The following is a 17,486-nucleotide window of genomic DNA, read 5'->3' on the forward strand; positions in this document are numbered from 1 at the left end:
GCCCGCGGAGAGCCGTGCCGGGCTAGAGGGCCTCGACGACCGAGCCGCGGTCCGGGCTGGGGCCCTGCGGCGGGATGGTGAGCGGCACCGCGGCCAGGGCCGCGGCCAGCGCTATCCGGCGCTCGCGGCGGAAGACGTAGGCGGCGAAGGCGCCCGCGCCCAGCAGGGCCACGAACGACATCAGGGTGCCCAGCCAGCTCGCCCCGAGCCACTTGCCGCCGATCCAGCCCAGACCGACGCTGTACGTCGCCCAGACGACCCCGGCCAGCGCGGACCAGGGCAGGAAATCGCGGGGACGGCGCCGGGCCGCGCCCGCGCCGAGGCTCACCACACTGCGTCCGGCGGGCGCGAAGCGGGCCAGCACCACCAGGGCGCCGCCGCCTTCGTGCAGCACCTGGCCGAGGCGCTCGTGCGCACCGGCGAGCCGCCGCGAGGACGAGATGCGGCGGTCGAACCACTCACCGCCGCGCCAGGCCAGCCGGTAGGCCAGCAGGTCGCCGAGGCAGGAGGCGGCAGCCGCGCAGACCAGCAGGGTCAGCACGTCGAGAAGGTCGTCGCGGGCGCCGGTGGACCCGGCGGTGGCGGCGCTGATCACCAGCACACCGCTGGGCAGCACCGGCAGGAAGACGTCGAGGACGACGGACAGTGCCACCAGGGCGTAGATCCATGGCCAGTCGAACAGGGAGCCCAGGCCGTGCAGCACCGCGCCTCCTCGTCCTCCGCCAGTTCCTACCCGTGTCGTGCCCGTGTGATGCGCCGCCGCGTGATCCGGCTCCGGCGTCGCGCCACCCGGCCACTTCGCCGGATTCGCTGACGTTTTGCCATGTCAAGCAGTGTGGTGCGGGTGCTGCCACGACGGTGGCCCGATCTTCATCCACCGTCAGCCGTACAGCGTACGCCAAGGGCCGCTCCCGATACCGGTGAGGGCCCGTGACGTACCAGACACCCCAACCACGAAGCGGCGGGAATACTTCCGCACCTCGCGTCATCGGGGCCGATGCGTGGGCACGGTCACACCGGCCGCCGGGCACCCGCTCGGCCGACGTTCGCGTCCCCCGTTAGACTGGTCGGCAGCAGAAGGGGAGTAGCTCTTCGCCGGACCGTCGACATACTGCCCGGCCGCTCACCGCGAGGTGGACGGACGGGCCGGCGCCCGGAGGCGGTCACCGCGCGGTTCAGCCCGCGGAGGACGCCAGCGAGACCTTCGGCCGCAGTGTTCTGACGCTGCCGTGCCGAAGCGACCCCGATTTCCCGTGGTTCTCCGGTACGGCATCCCTACCGATCGAGGATCAACCCCGTGCTCAGCCTGACCGTCGTCGCCGTCGTCTTCGGCGTCATCTTCCTTGCCGAACTCCCGGACAAGACCGCCCTCGCCGGGCTGATGCTCGGCACCCGCTACCGCGCCTCGTACGTCTTCTGCGGGGTCGCGGCGGCCTTCGTGGTCCATGTCGCCCTCGCCATCGCCGCGGGCAGCCTGCTGACGCTGCTGCCGCACCGCTGGGTGCAGGCCGTGGTGGGCGTGCTGTTCCTGGGTGGCGCGGCGATGCTGCTGTACACCAACAGCGACGACGAGGAGGACGTGCGGCAGCCCGCCGACCAGAGCTTCTGGAAGGTCGCGGGGGCCGGCTTCATGCTCATCCTGGTCGCGGAGTTCGGCGACCTCACCCAGATCATGACCGCCAACCTGGCGGCCCGCTACGACGATCCGGTCTCGGTCGGCATCGGCGCCACGCTGGGCCTGTGGGCGGTCGCCGGACTCGGCATCTTCGGCGGCCGCCTGCTGATGAAGCGGGTGCCGCTGGCGCTGATCACGAAGATCGCGGCCGCGGTGATGGTGGTGCTCGCCGGGTTCAGCCTGTACGAGGCGGCGGTGGGCTAGCCCGGGTCCGGCGGGCGCTGACGGGGGAGGTCAGCCGACGGTGACGAGCAGCCCGCCGTCCGGGGCGGGCGCGATCCGCACCTGCTCCAGGGAGTCGGCGTGCGCGGTCGGGGTGTGGGCCGCGGCGCGCGGGCCGACGCCGACGACGCGCATCCCGGCGGCCTTGGCGGCGGCGATGCCGACCTCGGCGTCCTCGAAGACCAGGCAGTCCGCGGGCGCGAAGCCCAGTTCCGCGGCGGCCTTGAGGAAGCCCTCCGGGTCCGGCTTGCTGGCGCTGACGCACTCGGCGGTCACCAGCACTGGCGGCAGCGGCAGGCCGGTGGCGCCCATCCGGGTCCTGGCCAGCGCGTCGTCGGCCGAGGTGACCAGGGCGTGCGGGTGGCCGCTCAGGGCGGCCAGGAAGGCGGGCGCGCCGGGCACCGGCACCACGCCCTCGGTGTCGGCGGTCTCCTCGGCGAGCATCAGCGCGTTCTCGGCGAGGTTCTCCGCCATCGGACGGTCGGGGAGCAGTACGGCCATGGTGGCGTGGCCCTGGCGGCCGTGCACGACCTTGAGGACCGCGGTCGCGTCCAGGCCGTGCCGGGCGGCCCAGCGGCGCCAGCAGCGCTCGACGACGGCGTCCGAGTTCACCAGCGTGCCGTCCATGTCGAGCAGCAGGGCGCGGGCGGTGAGTACGGACGTCATCGGGGGTGCTCCTCGCGTCGGCGGGTGAACAAGCGGCTCCGCCCGCCGGTCAGGGGAAGCGGGCGGAACCATTTTGTTCCCCCACGATACAAAATCAGGGCGGCTCTCGCTACCCCGGCCCCGGTTCGACGTACTGCAGCAGCCCCCACGTGAAGTGCGCGACCAGCCGCTCACCCGTGCCGGGGGCCGTCACCGCGAGCCGCGAGCGGGTGGGGGCGTCGGCGGTGAGCGGCGTGGCGGGCGGGAAGGCGCGGGCCACGTCGTCGACCGTGCACGACCAGGGCGTCAGATCGGCGGGTGTACGCAGTGCCGGGGCTGGTGCGTCCGGGGCGCGCACCAGCCACTCGTTCCACACCGCGCCGCCGCCGGGTGCGCCGCCGGGCGCGCACAGCACCTCGAACCGCAGGTCCGGCCACAGCGGTACCGGCCACCGCAGTGCCCTGCACCGCAGATCCCCGATCTGCCGCTCCTCCTCCGCCTCCGGTGGGCCCAGCGCCGTCCGGTACCGGCGCTCACCCGCCGGAAACGTCCGCGAATGCACCCGGGCCTGCCACTTGCGGTGCGCTTCTCTCAGGTCGGCGTGCGATGCGCTCAGCGCGCGCAGCGCGTCGTCCACCAGGTCCGGGTGGTGGTCCGCCATCCGGCGCAGCAGTACGAGTTGGAACTCGGCGATGCCGAAGGGGGGTGTGGGCATGGGGCCGAGCTTAGAAGCGCGGTGCGCTTGCGGAGTACCAGGCACCGTAGTGCCCCGTTAGGGGCGCGGGGAACTGCGCGACCAGCCGTCGCGCTCCTGCAGGTCACCACCGGCCCCAATGGGGCAGACGCGTTGTCTTCGGACCACCGGCCCGGTGGGGGCTGAGCGCGCAGTTCCCCGCGCCCCTATCGGGGCACGCCCTCCGCAAGCGCAGCGCGCTTCCCCGCGCCCCTAACGGGGCGAGGTCTTCCGCGGGCGCCGCGCAGCGGTTAGGCCGTGGCGCGTTCTAGGGCGGTGCGGGTGTTGGGGCCGTAGACGCCCGGGGGGTCGCCGGTGACGGCGTACCACATTTGGAAGGTGGCGACGGCGTGGGCGACGTGCTGGTCGAAGTCGCCGTCGATGTCACCGTGGTAGCACCACGCCTCCGTCAGGCGGCGCTGGAGTTCGGAGACGGCGGGGCCGACGTCACCCTGTTGGAGCAGTTGGGTGGGGGAGGTGGCGGGGTCGGCGGTGTGGCTGGGGGCGCCCGGGGTGGGGGTGCCGGGCGGGGCGGGGGTGACCGTGCCGGTCGCGGTGGTCGCGGGGGAGGGCGAGCCGGAGGGGCTGGCGGTCGGGGAGGGGGAGGGCGAGGTGGTGGCGCTGTGGGTGGGGGCCGCGGTGGTCGGCGGCGCGGCCCGGTGCGTGACGGGGTGGGCCGCCGCCGTGGTGGCGCGCGCGGCGTCCGTCGGCAGCTGTACGTCCGGCATCGAGGTGCCCTGGTCCGGCGGGAGCGCGTGGTCGGTGCCCGACTCCCCGCCCATCACCTGGCCGGTCACGGCCACGGCGCCCGCGGCCAGCGCGGAGGCGGCCACCGCGGCGGCGGTGACCACCAGGCCCCGTCTGCGCCGCCGGTGTCTGCCACGGACCGCCGCGTACTCCGCGTCCGCCGCGTACACGACGTCCTCGTAGAGCGGCGGCTCCTCCTGCGGGTACTCGAGACCGGAGTAGAGCGAAGGGAACAGCCCCAGATCGGCCGTCGCGGGTCCGTCCACCTCGTCGCCGTCCCGCACCAGCAGCGGCCGCACCGTCGTCTGGGCCGCCTCGCCGCCCGGCTCGGCGACATACGGCCGCAGCCGCAGCGGGTGGAACTCCTCCGCTGCCGCCACCGCGGCGGCACGCCGCGCCGCACGCTCGGCGGCGCGAATCTCGCCGTCCTCGTGCGGCGGCTCTGCCGGCCGCTCCGGCTGCTGCGGTGCCACGTCGGGTCCCCTCCCGGCCGTTGTCCCCGGGCGACCGCCCGGGCACGTACGAACTCGTGGCCGATTATGCCGATACCCGCCCCCGCCGCACAGCCGCTCCCCGCACGTGCGGCTGATCTGCACAGGCCATATCCGTGCAAACGGTGGGAATATGGGGATCCGATCGTCGGGGGGACGACGCGAGGAGCCCTCCATGGCCCAGGACACCACCACCGCCGCGGGTCCGGCGGCGGCAGAGCCTGGAGCGCACCAGGACCGGCGCTCGGTACGGATCGCGATCGCCGCGCTCGCGCTGGGCCTGCTGCTCGCCGCACTCGACCAGACGATCGTGTCCACCGCGCTGCCGACCATCGTCAGCGAACTGGGCGGCATCGACCATCTGTCCTGGGTGGTGACCGCCTACCTGCTCGCCTCGACGGCCGCGACCCCGCTGTGGGGCAAGCTCGGCGACATGTACGGCAGGAAGCGGCTCTTCCAGACCGTCATCGTGATCTTCCTGATCGGCTCCGCGCTGTGCGGAGTCGCCCAGAACATGGGCGAGTTGATCGGCTTCCGGGCGCTGCAGGGCCTGGGCGGCGGCGGGTTGATCGTGCTGTCGATGGCGATTGTCGGCGACATCGTGCCGCCGCGCGACCGCGGCCGCTACCAGGGCGTGTTCGGCGGGGTGTTCGGCGCCAGCAGCGTGCTGGGACCGCTGCTGGGCGGGGTCTTCACCGAACAGCTCTCCTGGCGCTGGGTGTTCTACATCAACCTGCCCATCGGCATCGTCGCGCTCGCGGTGATCGCCGCGGTCCTGCACATCCCGGTCCGCCGTACCGCGCTCCGGATCGACTACTGGGGCATGGCGGTGATCGCCGCCGCCGCGACCTGCCTGGTGCTGGTCACCTCGCTGGGCGGCACCACCTGGGCGTGGAGTTCGGCCGGGATCATCGGGCTGGCGGTCGCCGGTGTCGTCCTGGTCGGCCTCTTCGTCGTGATCGAGCGGCGGGCCCAGGAGCCGGTGCTGCCGCCGAAGCTCTTCGGCAACCGCACCTTCGTGCTCTGCTCGGTGATCTCCTTCGTCATCGGCTTCGCGATGTTCGGCGCGATGACGTATCTGCCGACCTTCCTGCAGGTCGTGCACGGCTACTCGCCGACCCTGTCCGGTGTCCACATGATCCCGATGGTGATCGGCATGCTGGTGTCGTCCACTGCCTCCGGGCAGATCGTCAGCCGCACCGGCCGCTACAAGGTCTTCCCGATCGCGGGCACCGCCGTGACCACCGTGGGGCTCCTGCTGCTGCACGAGCTCGACGAGTCCACCAGCACCTGGGTGATGAGCCTGTACTTCCTGCTCTTCGGCTTCGGGCTCGGCCTGGTGATGCAGGTGCTGGTGCTGGCCGTGCAGAACGCCGTGGGATACGAGGACCTGGGCTCGGCGACCTCGGGCGCCACCTTCTTCCGGTCCATCGGCGCCTCCTTCGGCGTCTCCATCTTCGGCACGATCTTCGCCAACCAGCTCGCCGACAAGCTCGCTTCGGCGCTCGCGGGCAAGCCGCTGCCACCCGGCTTCGACCAGTCGCGCCTCCAGGCCGACCCGAAGGGCGTCGCCAATCTGCCGCCGGACATCAAGACACCGGTGCTGCACGCCTACTCGACCTCGATCACCACCGTCTTCCTGTGGGCCGTACCGGTGGCGCTGGTCGCCTTCGTGCTGTCGTGGTTCCTCAAGGAACAGCCGCTGCGCGGCACGGTCACCGTGCCGGACGCGAGCGAGACCCTCGGCACCAACCCGGTCGAGCGGTCCTCGCTGGACGAGATCGCGCGCTGCCTGTCGCTGCTCGGCAGCCGGGACGCCCGCCGCGACCTCTACACCCGGATCACCGTCGACGCCGGGGCCGACATCCATCCGGCCACGAGCTGGCTGCTGCTGCGGCTGGCCCATGACGGCGAGGCGGACCCGGTGGAGCTGGCCCGGCGCACCACGGTGCCCGCCGACGTCATCGAACAGGCCGCGGTCGAGGCCGAGGTCCGCCGGCTCGCCGTCAGGGACGGCAATCCGCTGCAACTCACCGAGCAGGGGCGCGCGATGGCCGACCGGCTCACCGAGGCCCGCCGCGGGGTGCTCGCCGGGCTGCTCGGCGACTGGGACCCCGCCGTGCACGCCGACCTGGCCGCCCTGGTCACCCGGCTGAGCACCGAACTGTGCGGCGGCGACGGCGACCATCCCGACCGCCGGCCCCGTACCAAGCCCGCCTCCCCGAGCGGCCGGGCGGCGGTCTGACGGGTCAGGGAGCCGGGGGCGACTGCCCGGGTACGACGGGCGGGGCGGGGGCGGGTGCGCCCTCGTAGCGGACGAGGCGGTCGAGGACGGACGCCAGCGGGTGGTCGTCGTTGAGCCGGTCGTACAGCGCCGCCACGTCCGGGGTGCCGGGCGCCAGCGCGTCCACCAGTTCCTGCAGCTCCGCCACGCTCGCCGCCGCCTCCAGCGCGTCGATGCGCGACGGCGTGACCGACAGCGCGGCGGCGAACTGCGGCCACTGCTCGGAGATCCCGACCCACTTGCCCAGATGCTGGTGGGTCACCGTGCCGTCGGTGAAGACCCCGCGCTCCTCGGCGATCGCCCGGGCCAGCGAGAGATGGTTCATCATGCGTTTCGCGGTACGGGGGTTGGGCGGCAGATACCGCTTGACCTCGGCGGCGGCCTCCCCGCGGGCGCGGCGGTAGCGGGCGGCGCGCAACGCGCTGTCGGGCACCAGGGAGTTGGGCCGCAGCTCGGGCGCCGCCCGCCAGGCGTCGCGGATCACGTCGTCCGCCATCGCCGACTGCAACTGCTGGGTACGGCGCGCCGCCCGCAGTTGGCGGGCGTGCAGCGGGGTGCGGATCAGCAGGGCCACGCCCGCGGTCGCCGCGGCCACCACGAACACCGTCCCGTACTGCGAGGAGTCGAAGAGCGTGCTCGTCGCCCCCACCCCGAGGCCCGTCTCGGTGAGGCTCAGCAGGGCGCCCACCAGCAGTGAGGCACCGAGCCGCCGCGGCCGGCCGTCGCCGATCGGGTCCCGCCAGTCCAGCGGGCTGAACAGCGCGTTGACGGCGTTCAGCGGCGCCGAGAGCAGCGCCGTCCCGAGCAGGATCCAACCGTCGCTCACGCCCACCGCGACGAGCACGATCAGCGGAATCAGCGTACGGAAGAAGACCCGGACGGCCTGGCCGAAGGTGAACGTGAGCGCGTTGCCGAGATCCTCCATCACCGTCCCGGCTCCCCGTCCCAGCGACCGTCGCGCCGCCCGTCACCCGGCTCGTCCTCCTCGAAGAGCGCCCGCACCGCGGTGGCGCTCAACGGCGGGAGATTGAACCGGAGATGGATGAGCTTGTCGAGGTAGCGGTTGCCCAGCACGGCGGGCGGCACCGAGCCGCCGTCCTGTGCGTAACGGGCGGCCGCCGCGGCGGCCACCGGGGCGAGGTCGGAGACGAGCAGCACGATCACCCCCGGGTGGTCGAGGAGTTGGGACACCACCTCGCACAGGCCCAACGCCTTGTCGGCCGGGCAGCGTTCGAGGTCGTCGATGATGACCACCAGGCGGCGGCGCCGGCGCGAGGGCCGCTCCCGGGGCGCCGTGGTCTGCCGGGTCAGCCGGCGCCACCGCGAGGACGGCCGCCCCTGCCGTAACGCCTGGCGCACCAGACGGCCGAGGTGGTCGCGGACCTCCGCCATGCTGCCCTGGGCCGCCGCCTCACCCGGCGACTCCAGGTACGAACCCAGCGAGCCGCCGAGCTGGAAGGCCCGGCTCACCACGGCCAGCAGCCCGGCGGCGACGGTCGCGAACGCCAGCGGGGTGATCCCGTGGGCGGCCAGCCTGCCCACCGGGCCGAGCTTCGCGCGCAAGGACGGCAGCCGCCAGCACAGCAGCACCAGCGCCGTCAGCAGCAGTACGGCGCCGCCGACGCCCTGCCACAGCCGCCGCGCCCAGCGTCGGGCCGGTGGCAGCAGCGAGGCCGGCAGCGGTTCCAGCACCCGCCACCAGGGCGCGCGGCGCGGCGCCAGCACCCGGGCGACCCGGGCCGCGAGCGCCACCCCGACCTTGTCCGCGTCGGCGTGGTGCCAGGCGTTGAACCAGCAGACCAGTGGCGGCCCGCTCCACCGGGCGATCCAGCCGTCGCGTTCGCGCAGCGTGGTGTCGAGCATCCCGGCGAGTGTCGTCTTGCCCGATCCCCACGGCCCGCTGACCGCCATCGTGAGCGGGGTGCTGGTCTCCGGGTGGAGCAGGAACTCGCTGAACACCCCTACGTAGGGCGCGTATCGCAGCCTGTCCTGGCTGAGCCGCCGCACCGGCTGGTCGGAGAACGTGACGAGCCCCTCGGTCATCCCCGCATTGTCGGGCACGGCGCGTCCAGCCGTGACGTGTTCACGCACTTCGGTCGAGCCGGGTGTTTGCGGTGCCCGGCAGCGGCAAACCGAGCCCTGGAGACGCCCTTCGGCGACCCGTAGGCAACGGGAGGTACGGCAATGTCCACAGGAGCAACGATCGTCGTCGTGGTGGCGGCGCTGGCCGTCATCGCGCTGCTCGCCGTGATGGCGCTGCGCGGCGGCGGTGCGGCGCTGCCCGGGGTGACGCCGGGCGGGCGGCTGAAGCGGCGCTTCGGCCCCGAGTACACCCGCACGCTGGAGGCCCACGACGGCGACGAGCGCGCCACCAGGGACGAACTGTCCGAGCGGGTACGGCGCTACGGCGATCTCGCCCGGACTCCGCTGGCCGCCCAGGAGCAGGAGCGCTACACCCAGCGCTGGACGGAGATCCAGGCACGTTTCGTGGACGAGCCCGCGTCCGCCGTCGCCGAGGCCGACGAGCTGATCGGCGAACTGGCGGCGGACCGCGGCTTCCCCGCCGCGGACAGCCCCGAGCACTTCGACGCCCTCTCCGTCCACCACCCGCACCAGGTACACGGCTACCGGCAGGCGCACGCGCTGGCCGGGCAGGACGCCATGGCCAAGCGGTCCACCGAGGATCTGCGCAAGGCGCTGCTCGCCGCCCGCGGTCTGTACGACGAACTGGTGCACGACGGCGCGCGGGCCGCGGTGGCGGCGGGCAGCGGGGGCACCTCCCGTATCGCCGCCCTGACCGGCGGCCTTTCCTTCAGGAATGCCTCAGGAGAAGAGGGACGACGATGAAGACCAGCGATTCCACGGCCCGCGCGAAGCCCGCGGAGCCGGACACCGAGCACACGACCGACACCACGCACACGCCCGGCACCGGGCGTGCGAGCGACACCGGGCGCACGACCGGCCCGGCGGCCGGGCCCGACGCGACGACGGCGCCCGACGGCAAGCCGGTGCCCGACATGAGGCCCGCGTCCGACGCGCGGCGCGTGCCCGTCGCCGGACAGGCGGGCGGTACCGACCGCGACGCCACCTCGGAGGCCGCGACGGTGCCCGTGCCCGAACCCGCCGCCGCCTCGCCCGCGGAGGAGATCGACCGGCTCGGGCGGCGGATGGACCGGGCCGTCGGCGGCTTCGTGGACGACCCGCGGCGGGCGGTGCGCGAGGCCGACTCCGTACTGGAGGAGACGGTCTCCCGGCTGGCCGCGCTGGTCGAGGAGCGGCAGCGGGTGCTGCGGGCCTCCTGGGACCCGAAGGGGACCGCGGGCGGCGCCGACGACGGCCCGGCCGGCCCGCGGCCCGGCACCGAGGAGCTGCGGATCGCGCTCACCCGCTACCGGGACCTGACGCGTCAACTGCTCAGCATCTGACACATGTTGAGGAGAAGGAACGGCCGGGGGCGGCCGACACGGTTGCCGCCCCCGGCCGGTGGCCTGCGGCCGGTGGTCAGGCCCCGGTGCCGTAGCCGACCTGGAGTTCCTTGACGCCGTTGATCCAGGCGGAGCGCAGGCGGCGGGGGTCGCCGAGCAGATGGATGTCGGGGACGGTGTCGGCGATGGCGTTGAACATCAGGTCGATCTCCATCTTGGCGAGGTTGGCGCCCAGGCAGTAGTGCGGGCCGCCGCCGCCGTAGCCGAGATGGGGGTTGGGGTCGCGGGTGATGTCGAAGACCTCGGGGGTGGTGAAGACCTCGGGGTCGTTGTTGGCCGAGGAGTAGAACATCCCGACCCGGTCGCCCGCCTTGATGTGCGCGCCGCCCAACTCGGTGTCCCGGGTGGCGGTGCGCTGGAACGACACGATCGGGGTGGCCCAGCGGACGATCTCGTCCGACGTGGTCGCCGGGCGCTCGGCCTTGAACAGCTCCCACTGCTCGGGATGGGTGAGGAAGGCGTGCATGCCGTGGGTGATGGCGTTGCGCGTCGTCTCGTTGCCCGCCACCGTCAGCACCAGCACGAAGAAGCCGAACTCGTCCGAGGTGAGGTTGCCCTCGTCGGAGGCGGCCACCAGCTTGCTGACGATGTCGGCCGCCGGGCACTCCTTGCGGGCGGCGGCCATGTTCATCGCGTACGAGATCAGCTCCATCGCCGACTCGGCGCCGATCTCCTCGGTGATGGCGAGTTCGGGGTCGTCGTAGGCGGCCATCTTGTTGGACCAGTCGAAGAGTTTCAGCCGGTCCTCCTGCGGGACGCCGATGAGTTCGGCGATGGCCTGCAGGGGCAGTTCGCACGCCACGTCGGTGACGAAGTTGCCGCGGCCGGCCGCCGCGGCGCCGTCGACGATCCGCTGGGCCCTTGCCCGTAGCGCCTGTTCGAGGGCGCGGATCGCGCGCGGGGTGAAGCCGCGCTGGACGATCTGCCGCAGCCGGGTGTGCTCGGGCGGGTCCATGTTGAGCATGATGAAGCGCTGGACGTCGATCTGGTCGCGGGAGATCCGGTCGTTGAAGCGGATGATCGCGGTGTTGGTGTACGACGAGAAGACCTCGGGGTTGGTGGAGACCGCCTTGACGTCCGCGTGCCGGGTCACCACCCAGTAGCCGTCGTCCTGGAATCCGGCGGTGTTGTGCGGCTGGGGGTTCCACCACACCGGCGCAGTCCGCCGCAGTTCCGCCAGCTCAGGGAGGGGGACGCGCTGCTGGTAGACGTCCGGGTCGGTGAAGTCGAAGCCTTCGGGAAGCGCGGGACAGGGCATCGGCCCTCCATGTCTGACGGACCATCAGATATTGCCGCGACGGTAGTAGCGGGTGTGACAAGTCGCAAGGGCCGGGAACGTGCGGATTGTGTGGCGGCGCAACCTGGCACGTACGCGACTCTTGCGCGGCCGTACCGCGGGTAATAAGACTGCGGGAAGAACTAGAACGCGTACTAGTTACGGCCCACCGGTGGTGCCGGGACGCCCACCGGCCGGACACCCCCGCCGGTCGAGTCGAGAAGTCGAGTCGAGCCTTCGCATCGAGAAGAGGACGAGATTCATGGCCGCTGAACCCGTCATCGTCGAAGCCGTACGCACGCCCATCGGCAAGCGCGGCGGCGCGCTCGCCAACCTCCACCCCGCCTATCTGCTCGGTGAGACGTACCGCGAACTGCTCGGCCGTACCGGCATCCAGGCCGACGCCGTCGAGCAGGTCGTCGGCGGCACCGTCACCCACGCCGGGGAGCAGTCGATGAACCCCGCGCGCAACGCCTGGCTCGCCGTCGGGCTGCCCTACGAGACCGCCGCGACCACCGTCGACTGCCAGTGCGGCTCCTCGCAGCAGGCCAACCACATGGTCGCCAACATGGTCGCGGCCGGTGTGATCGACATCGGGATCGGGTGCGGCGTCGAGGCGATGTCACGGGTGCCGCTGGGCAGCGGCTCCAAGCACGGGCCCGGCAAGCCGTTCCCCGACGAGTGGAACGTCGACCTGCCCAACCAGTTCGAGGCCGCCGAGCGGATCGCCCGGCGGCGCGGCCTGACCCGCGACAACGTCGACCGGCTCGGGCTGCTCTCGCAGACCCGCGCCGCCACCGCCTGGGCGGAGGAGCGCTTCAAGCGTGAGACGTTCGCCGTCCAGGTGCCCACCACCGAGGACGAGCAGCTCGCCGGGCTCGGCATGTGGCGGCTGGTCGACCGCGACCAGGGACTGCGCGACACCAGCATGGACGCGCTCGCCGGGCTCAAGCCGGTCATGCCCACCGCGGTGCACACCGCGGGCAACTCCTCGCAGATCTCCGACGGCGCCGCGGCCGTGATGTGGTCGTCGAAGAAGATGGCCCGCGCGCTGGGGCTGCGGCCGCGCGCCCGGATCGTCGCCCAGGCGCTGGTCGGCGCCGACCCGCACTACCACCTCGACGGTCCGATCGACGCGACGCGTGCGGTGCTCGGCAAGGCGGGCATGACCTTGCGCGACATCGACGTCGTCGAGATCAACGAGGCGTTCGCCTCGGTGGTGCTGTCCTGGGCGCAGGTCTTCGACCAGGACCTGGAGAAGGTCAACGTCAACGGCGGCGCCATCGCGCTCGGTCACCCGGTGGGCGCCACCGGGGCCCGGCTGATCACCACCGCGCTCCACGAACTGGAGCGCGCGGACAAGGAGTTCGCGCTGATCACCATGTGTGCGGGCGGTGCGCTCGCGACGGGCACGATCATCCAGCGGCTCTGACCCCCGTTACCGCCCCCGCGGCGGACGGGCCCCGGGGCGTGTCGGCGCGCCCCGGGGCCCGTCGAACGCCACCGGCGCGTCGAACGCCGCCCGCCGGGTCGCCCGCCGCAGCGCCTTCAGCACCGACGGGCCCAGCGTGAACGCCAGCACCGCGGTGAGGGCCGCCCGCGGCAGGTCCCAGCCGAGGGAGGTCGTCAGGCAGTACGTGGCGAAGCGCGCCAGATTGCCGCTCAGCGGCAGATGCGGGTCGTAGGCGATGTTCGAGGCGAGACCGCCGATGTACGGCCAACCCTGCAGGTTCATCACCGTGCCGTACGCCACCGCCGAGACCGCGCCGTAGACCGCGAGCAGCGCCAGCTCGGCGCGCCCGCGCAGCGTGTCCGGGCGCGGCAGCAGCCCCGCACCCATCGTCACCCACCCCATCGCCAGCATCTGGAACGGCATCCACGGCCCCACCCCGCCCGTCAGCAGCGCCGACGCGAACATCGTCAACGACCCCAGCGTGAAGCCGAAGCCGGGGCCCAGGACGCGGCCGCTCAGCACCATCAGGAAGAACATCGGCTCGATCCCCGCCGTGCCCGCCCCCAGCGGCCGCAGCGCGGCGCCCGCCGCCGCCAGCATCCCCAGCATCGCCACCGCCTTGGCGTCCATCCCCGTGTCGCCGATCGTCGCTATCACCACGGCCACCAGCAGCGGCAGCAGCGCCGCGAACAGCCACGGCGCGTCCGCACTGTGCGCCGCCACGGCCGAGCCGTGCGCTGCGACGAGCGGCCACCCGAAGGCGGCCGCGCCTATCGCCGAGGTGACGATCAGCGCGGCCACCCCCCGCGGCCCCACCCGCACGGGCCGTGCGGCGCCTTCTCGTAGGACGTGCCCCGAAGGGGCGCGGGGAACTGCGCGCTCAGCCCCCACCGGTCCGGTGGTCCGAGAACAACCGATCTGCCCCTTTGGGGCCGGTGGTGACGTGCGGGTCGTCGACGGCTGGTCGCGCAGTTCCCCGCGCCCCTTCGGGGCTCGGTCCTCCGGGGCCATCATGAGGCGCCGTCCAGGGCTTGGGCGACCTGGGGGACGGTGAACCACGGCGCGGGCGACAGGATCTTCGCGACCTGGGGGGCGTACGCGGGGGAGGAGAGGAGGACGTCGGGGGTGGGGCCGTCGGAGACGACTTCCGCTTCGGCGAGGATGACGACGCGGTGGGCGAGGTCGGCGGCGAGCTCGACGTCGTGGGTGGCGAGGATGACGGCGTGGCCGTCGGCGGCCAAAACCCGCAGATGCGCCGCAAGGCGAGCTTTGGCGGCGTAGTCGAGACCGCGGGTGGGTTCGTCGAGGAGGAGCAGCGGCGGCCGGGCGGTGAGGACGACGGCGAGGGCGAGGGTGAGCCGCTGGCCCTCGGACAGGTCCCGGGGGTGGATCGCGTCCGGCACGCCGGGCAGCAACTCGGCGACGAGTGCGCGGCAGGTGCCGGGCGCGGCCTGCGCGTCGCGGTCGGCGGCGGCGCACTCGGCGGCGACGGTGTCGGCGTAGAGCAGGTCCCGCGGCTCCTGCGGTACGAGCCCGACCCGCTTGACCAGTTCGCCCGGCCGGGTGCGCGAGGGCACGACGCCGCCGACCGTGACCGTGCCGGAAGCAGGCGTGTGCAGGCCGACGAGAGTGGAGAGCAGGGTGGACTTCCCCGCGCCGTTGCGGCCCATCAGGGCCACCGTCTCGCCCGCGCGGACGGTGAGGTCCACCCCGCGCAGCGCCTCGATCCTGCCGCGCCGCACGGCGAGCCGCTCGGCCCGCACCAGCCGCTCGCCGTCCGCCGGGCGCACGGCCGGGGGCGTACGGTCCGCGAGGCGGTCCCGCAGCGGACCCGCCACGCGGCGGGCGTCGCGGACCGACAGGGGCAGCGGCGACCAGCCCGCGAGGCGGCCGAGCGCCACCACCGGCGGGTGCACGGGGGAGACCGCCATGATGTCGGCGGGCGCGCCGACCAGCGGCGCGGCGCCCGGCGCGGGCAGCAGGATCACCTGGTCCGCGTACTGCACGACCCGCTCGAGCCGGTGCTCGGCCATCAGCACGGTGGTGCCCAGGTCGTGCACCAGCCGCTGCAGCACGGCCAGTACCTCCTCCGCGGCGCCCGGGTCGAGCGCGGACGTCGGCTCGTCGAGCACCAGCACCTTCGGGTGCACCGTCAGCACCGAGCCGATCGCCACCCGCTGCTGCTGGCCGCCGGAGAGCGTGGCGATCGGCCGGTCCCGCAGTCCGGCGAGCCCCAGCAGGTCGAGCGTCTCCTCGACCCGCCGCCGCATCGTCTCCGGCGGCAGCCCCAACGACTCCATCCCGTAGGCGAGTTCGTCCTCGACGGTGTCCGTGACGAAGTGCGACAGCGGGTCCTGCCCCACCGTCCCGACCACATCGGCGAGTTCACGCGGCTTGTGGGTACGGGTGTCCCGGCCCGCGACGGTGACACGTCCGCGCAGGAGTCCGCCGGTGAAGTGCGGCACCAGGCCGCTGACCGCGCCGAGCACGGTGGACTTGCCGACCCCGGACCCGCCGACCAGCAGGCACAACTCGCCTTCCGGCACGGTCAGATCGATTCCCGCCACGGCGGGCGCCGTGGCGCCCTCGTAGGTGACGGAGACGTCCTCGAAACGGATCACGGCGTGGCTCCCTTCGGAGGTGCCGGGCTCGGCAGCGGCGTGCCGTGCGGGGCGGCGGCGGGCCGCGGCACCGGGGCGACGAAGGCCGGGAGGAGGCCGAGCAGCAGGCTGAGCGCGGGCCAGAGCGGCAGGGTGGGCGCGGTGAGCGGCACCGCGGGCGGGTCGAGGGCGGCCGGGGCGTACGCGGTGGCCCGGATCATCAGCGCCGCGACCGCGACACCGGATCCGGACACCAGCCAGGCGCGGGCGCCCCAGCGGTCGGGGCGGTAGCGGGTGCGGACCGAACGGCGGCCGCCGAGCCACAGCCCGGCCAGCGCGGCCGCCACCCCGAGCAGCAGCACCGGCAGGCCGTAACCGGCGCCGGTCGCCGACAGCAGGGCGTACGTGCCCGCGCAGACGCCCAGCAGGCCGCCGAGGGTGAGGGCGGCGGTGAGGCGGCGTACGGCGGGCGGCACCTGCGCGGTACGGCCGTAGCCGCGGGCGTCCATCGCGGCGGCCAGCGCGACCGAGCGTTCCAACGCGCCCTCCAGCACCGGCAGTCCGACCTGGAGCAGTGCCCGCACCCCGCGGTCGTCGCGGCCGCGCAGCCGGCGGGCGGCCCGCAGCCGGGCCACGTCGGCCACCAGGTGCGGGGCGAAGGTCAGCGCCACCACGACCGCGACGCCCGCCTCGTACAGCGCGCCCGGCAGGGACTTGAGCAACCGGGCCGGATTGGCGAGGGAGTTGGCCGCGCCGACGCACACCAGCAGCGCGGCCAGCTTCATGCCGTCGCGCAGCGCGAAGACGAGGCCCTCGGCGGTGACCCGGCCGCCGATGCGTACGCCCTTCGCCCAGCCGGGCAGCGGCACTTGGGGCAGCGTCATCACGACGTGCGTGCCGGGGATCGGCGAGCCGAGCAGTACCGCGAACACCAGCCGGATCACCAGCACGGCCAGGCCCAGCCGCAGGAACGCCCCGTACGACCGGGCCCAGGGCGCGTCGGTGCGGCGGGCAGCGACGACGTATCCGGCGACGGCGACCACGAGGGCGAGCAGCAGCGGGTTGGTGGTGCGCGAGGCGGCGGTGGCCAGGCCCAGCGCCCACAGCCACCACGCCCCGGCGTGCAGCGCGTTGGACCGGTCCGCGCCGGGCGCGCGCAGCGCCGTCACGAGCGGCGGCGGCGGGCCTGCCACAGGGCCGCCCCGCCGAGCGCGACCACGGCCGCGGCGCCCGCGTACAGCCCGAGCGACGGGCCGCCGCCGTGCCCCGAGGGTTCCGGCGCCGCAGCGGTCGCCTTCCCCGTACCGCCCGAGCCCGCTACCTGTTCGCCGCAGCCGGTCGCCGGGTAGCCGCCGATCGCGCACAGGATGCCCGCCGAGTCGTACCGCAGCGGTTTCGCCACCGCGGCCAGCGCGTCCGCCGAGGAGGCGTCCCGCCGGACCCGCGCACACGCCGTCCGCACCGCGGGCGGCCGCGCGCCGCCCGGGGCGTCCGCCGCCGTGCCCGCGTCGATCACCAGCGCCACCCGCTTCTGTCCCTTCACCGCGGGCGTCCCCCCGCAGATCGCCGCGAAGTCCGCCTTCCCGCGGGGCTGCGCGGCCTTGTCCGCCGCGTCCAGACTCACCGCGAACCGCCACCCCTCCACACTCCCGTCCCCGGGCACCCGCACCGCCGGCCCACTCTGCGCATACGTCCACCCCCCACCGACCCCCAGCCAATACGACCAGTACCGGTACCCGGCCGCGTGCGCCGGCGCGGCAGCGACGGCTAGGAGTAGCAGCGCGAGGGTTACGGAGGACGGTGCGCCCCGTAGGGGCGCGGGGAACTGCGCGGCCCGCCCCCACCGGGCCGGTGGTCGGGAGACAACGCGTCTGC

At 73.8% G+C, this 17,486-nt stretch carries 16 protein-coding genes; 5 read left to right on the plus strand and 11 right to left on the minus strand.

The window, feature by feature from the left end; all coding sequences use genetic code 11:
- Positions 1 to 22 precede the first annotated feature (22 nt).
- Positions 23 to 703, minus strand: coding sequence for a VTT domain-containing protein (locus tag AB0M29_RS22990; RefSeq protein WP_365385347.1), 681 nt, complete (start codon positions 701 to 703; stop codon positions 23 to 25).
- A 594-nt stretch (positions 704 to 1,297) separates the two neighbouring features.
- On the opposite strand from AB0M29_RS22990, the gene AB0M29_RS22995 reads away from it, so the two are divergent.
- Positions 1,298 to 1,879: a TMEM165/GDT1 family protein gene (locus AB0M29_RS22995; RefSeq protein WP_365385349.1), complete on the plus strand. Its 582-nt coding sequence runs from the start codon at positions 1,298 to 1,300 to the stop codon at positions 1,877 to 1,879.
- Positions 1,880 to 1,909: 30 nt separating this feature from the next.
- Here AB0M29_RS22995 and AB0M29_RS23000 read toward each other — a convergent pair whose 3' ends face one another.
- From AB0M29_RS23000 to AB0M29_RS23010, 3 genes are all read right to left on the minus strand, one after another.
- Entirely contained in the window at positions 1,910 to 2,563 is a 654-nt protein-coding gene (locus tag AB0M29_RS23000) for an HAD-IA family hydrolase (RefSeq protein ID WP_365385352.1), read from the minus strand.
- A gap of 109 nt (positions 2,564 to 2,672) precedes the next feature.
- The gene (locus AB0M29_RS23005) at positions 2,673 to 3,257 is read right to left on the minus strand and encodes a hypothetical protein (protein ID WP_365385355.1); all 585 of its coding nucleotides are present in this window, start codon (positions 3,255 to 3,257) and stop codon (positions 2,673 to 2,675) included.
- Positions 3,258 to 3,526: 269 nt separating this feature from the next.
- Entirely contained in the window at positions 3,527 to 4,495 is a 969-nt protein-coding gene (locus AB0M29_RS23010) for a peptidoglycan-binding domain-containing protein (RefSeq protein WP_365385358.1), read from the minus strand.
- 193 nt (positions 4,496 to 4,688) lie between these two features.
- Here AB0M29_RS23010 and AB0M29_RS23015 point away from each other — a divergent pair, with 193 nt between their 5' ends.
- A complete protein-coding gene (locus AB0M29_RS23015) occupies positions 4,689 to 6,758 on the plus strand; it encodes an MFS transporter (RefSeq protein WP_365385361.1) in 2,070 nt (689 codons plus the stop codon).
- Between the two features lie 4 nt (positions 6,759 to 6,762).
- Here the strand turns inward: AB0M29_RS23015 and AB0M29_RS23020 are convergent, their stop codons facing one another.
- Positions 6,763 to 7,725: a hypothetical protein gene (locus tag AB0M29_RS23020; RefSeq protein WP_365385364.1), complete on the minus strand. Its 963-nt coding sequence runs from the start codon at positions 7,723 to 7,725 to the stop codon at positions 6,763 to 6,765.
- Positions 7,722 to 8,840 carry a P-loop NTPase fold protein gene (locus tag AB0M29_RS23025; protein ID WP_365385367.1) on the minus strand — a complete coding sequence of 373 codons (1,119 nt, stop codon included), beginning with the start codon at positions 8,838 to 8,840 and terminating at the stop codon, positions 7,722 to 7,724. Before AB0M29_RS23025 ends, AB0M29_RS23020 begins: the two co-directional genes overlap by 4 nt.
- 141 nt (positions 8,841 to 8,981) lie before the next feature.
- On the opposite strand from AB0M29_RS23025, the gene AB0M29_RS23030 reads away from it, so the two are divergent.
- Entirely contained in the window at positions 8,982 to 9,644 is a 663-nt protein-coding gene (locus tag AB0M29_RS23030; protein WP_365385369.1) for a hypothetical protein, read from the plus strand.
- Positions 9,641 to 10,222: a hypothetical protein gene (locus AB0M29_RS23035; RefSeq protein WP_365385372.1), complete on the plus strand. Its 582-nt coding sequence runs from the start codon at positions 9,641 to 9,643 to the stop codon at positions 10,220 to 10,222. Before AB0M29_RS23030 ends, AB0M29_RS23035 begins: the two co-directional genes overlap by 4 nt.
- A gap of 76 nt (positions 10,223 to 10,298) precedes the next feature.
- Here AB0M29_RS23035 and AB0M29_RS23040 read toward each other — a convergent pair whose 3' ends face one another.
- On the minus strand, positions 10,299 to 11,540 hold the full coding sequence (locus tag AB0M29_RS23040; RefSeq protein ID WP_365385374.1) for a cytochrome P450: 1,242 nt from the start codon (positions 11,538 to 11,540) through the stop codon (positions 10,299 to 10,301).
- Positions 11,541 to 11,820: 280 nt separating this feature from the next.
- On the opposite strand from AB0M29_RS23040, the gene AB0M29_RS23045 reads away from it, so the two are divergent.
- Positions 11,821 to 12,990, plus strand: a complete 1,170-nt coding sequence (locus tag AB0M29_RS23045; protein ID WP_365385377.1) for a steroid 3-ketoacyl-CoA thiolase — start codon at positions 11,821 to 11,823, stop codon at positions 12,988 to 12,990.
- Between the two features lie 6 nt (positions 12,991 to 12,996).
- On the opposite strand, the gene AB0M29_RS23050 is transcribed toward AB0M29_RS23045, so the two are convergent.
- The 4 genes from AB0M29_RS23050 to AB0M29_RS23065 form a co-directional block, all read right to left on the minus strand.
- Positions 12,997 to 13,833, minus strand: coding sequence for an ECF transporter S component (locus AB0M29_RS23050; protein WP_365385380.1), 837 nt, complete (start codon positions 13,831 to 13,833; stop codon positions 12,997 to 12,999).
- 188 nt (positions 13,834 to 14,021) lie between these two features.
- On the minus strand, positions 14,022 to 15,632 hold the full coding sequence (locus AB0M29_RS23055; protein ID WP_365385383.1) for an ATP-binding cassette domain-containing protein: 1,611 nt from the start codon (positions 15,630 to 15,632) through the stop codon (positions 14,022 to 14,024).
- Positions 15,629 to 16,804 (minus strand): CbiQ family ECF transporter T component, encoded by a 1,176-nt coding sequence (locus AB0M29_RS23060; protein ID WP_365385386.1) that lies wholly within the window; start codon positions 16,802 to 16,804, stop codon positions 15,629 to 15,631. Before AB0M29_RS23060 ends, AB0M29_RS23055 begins: the two co-directional genes overlap by 4 nt.
- Complete coding sequence (locus AB0M29_RS23065; RefSeq protein ID WP_365385401.1) at positions 16,777 to 17,391, minus strand: SCO2322 family protein; 615 nt, start codon at positions 17,389 to 17,391, stop codon at positions 16,777 to 16,779. The genes AB0M29_RS23060 and AB0M29_RS23065 overlap by 28 nt, the downstream gene beginning before the upstream one ends.
- Between the last annotated feature and the right edge of the window lie 95 nt (positions 17,392 to 17,486).

It is taken from the genome of Streptomyces sp. NPDC051976, from assembly GCF_040680795.1.
GTDB lineage: Bacteria > Actinomycetota > Actinomycetes > Streptomycetales > Streptomycetaceae > Actinacidiphila.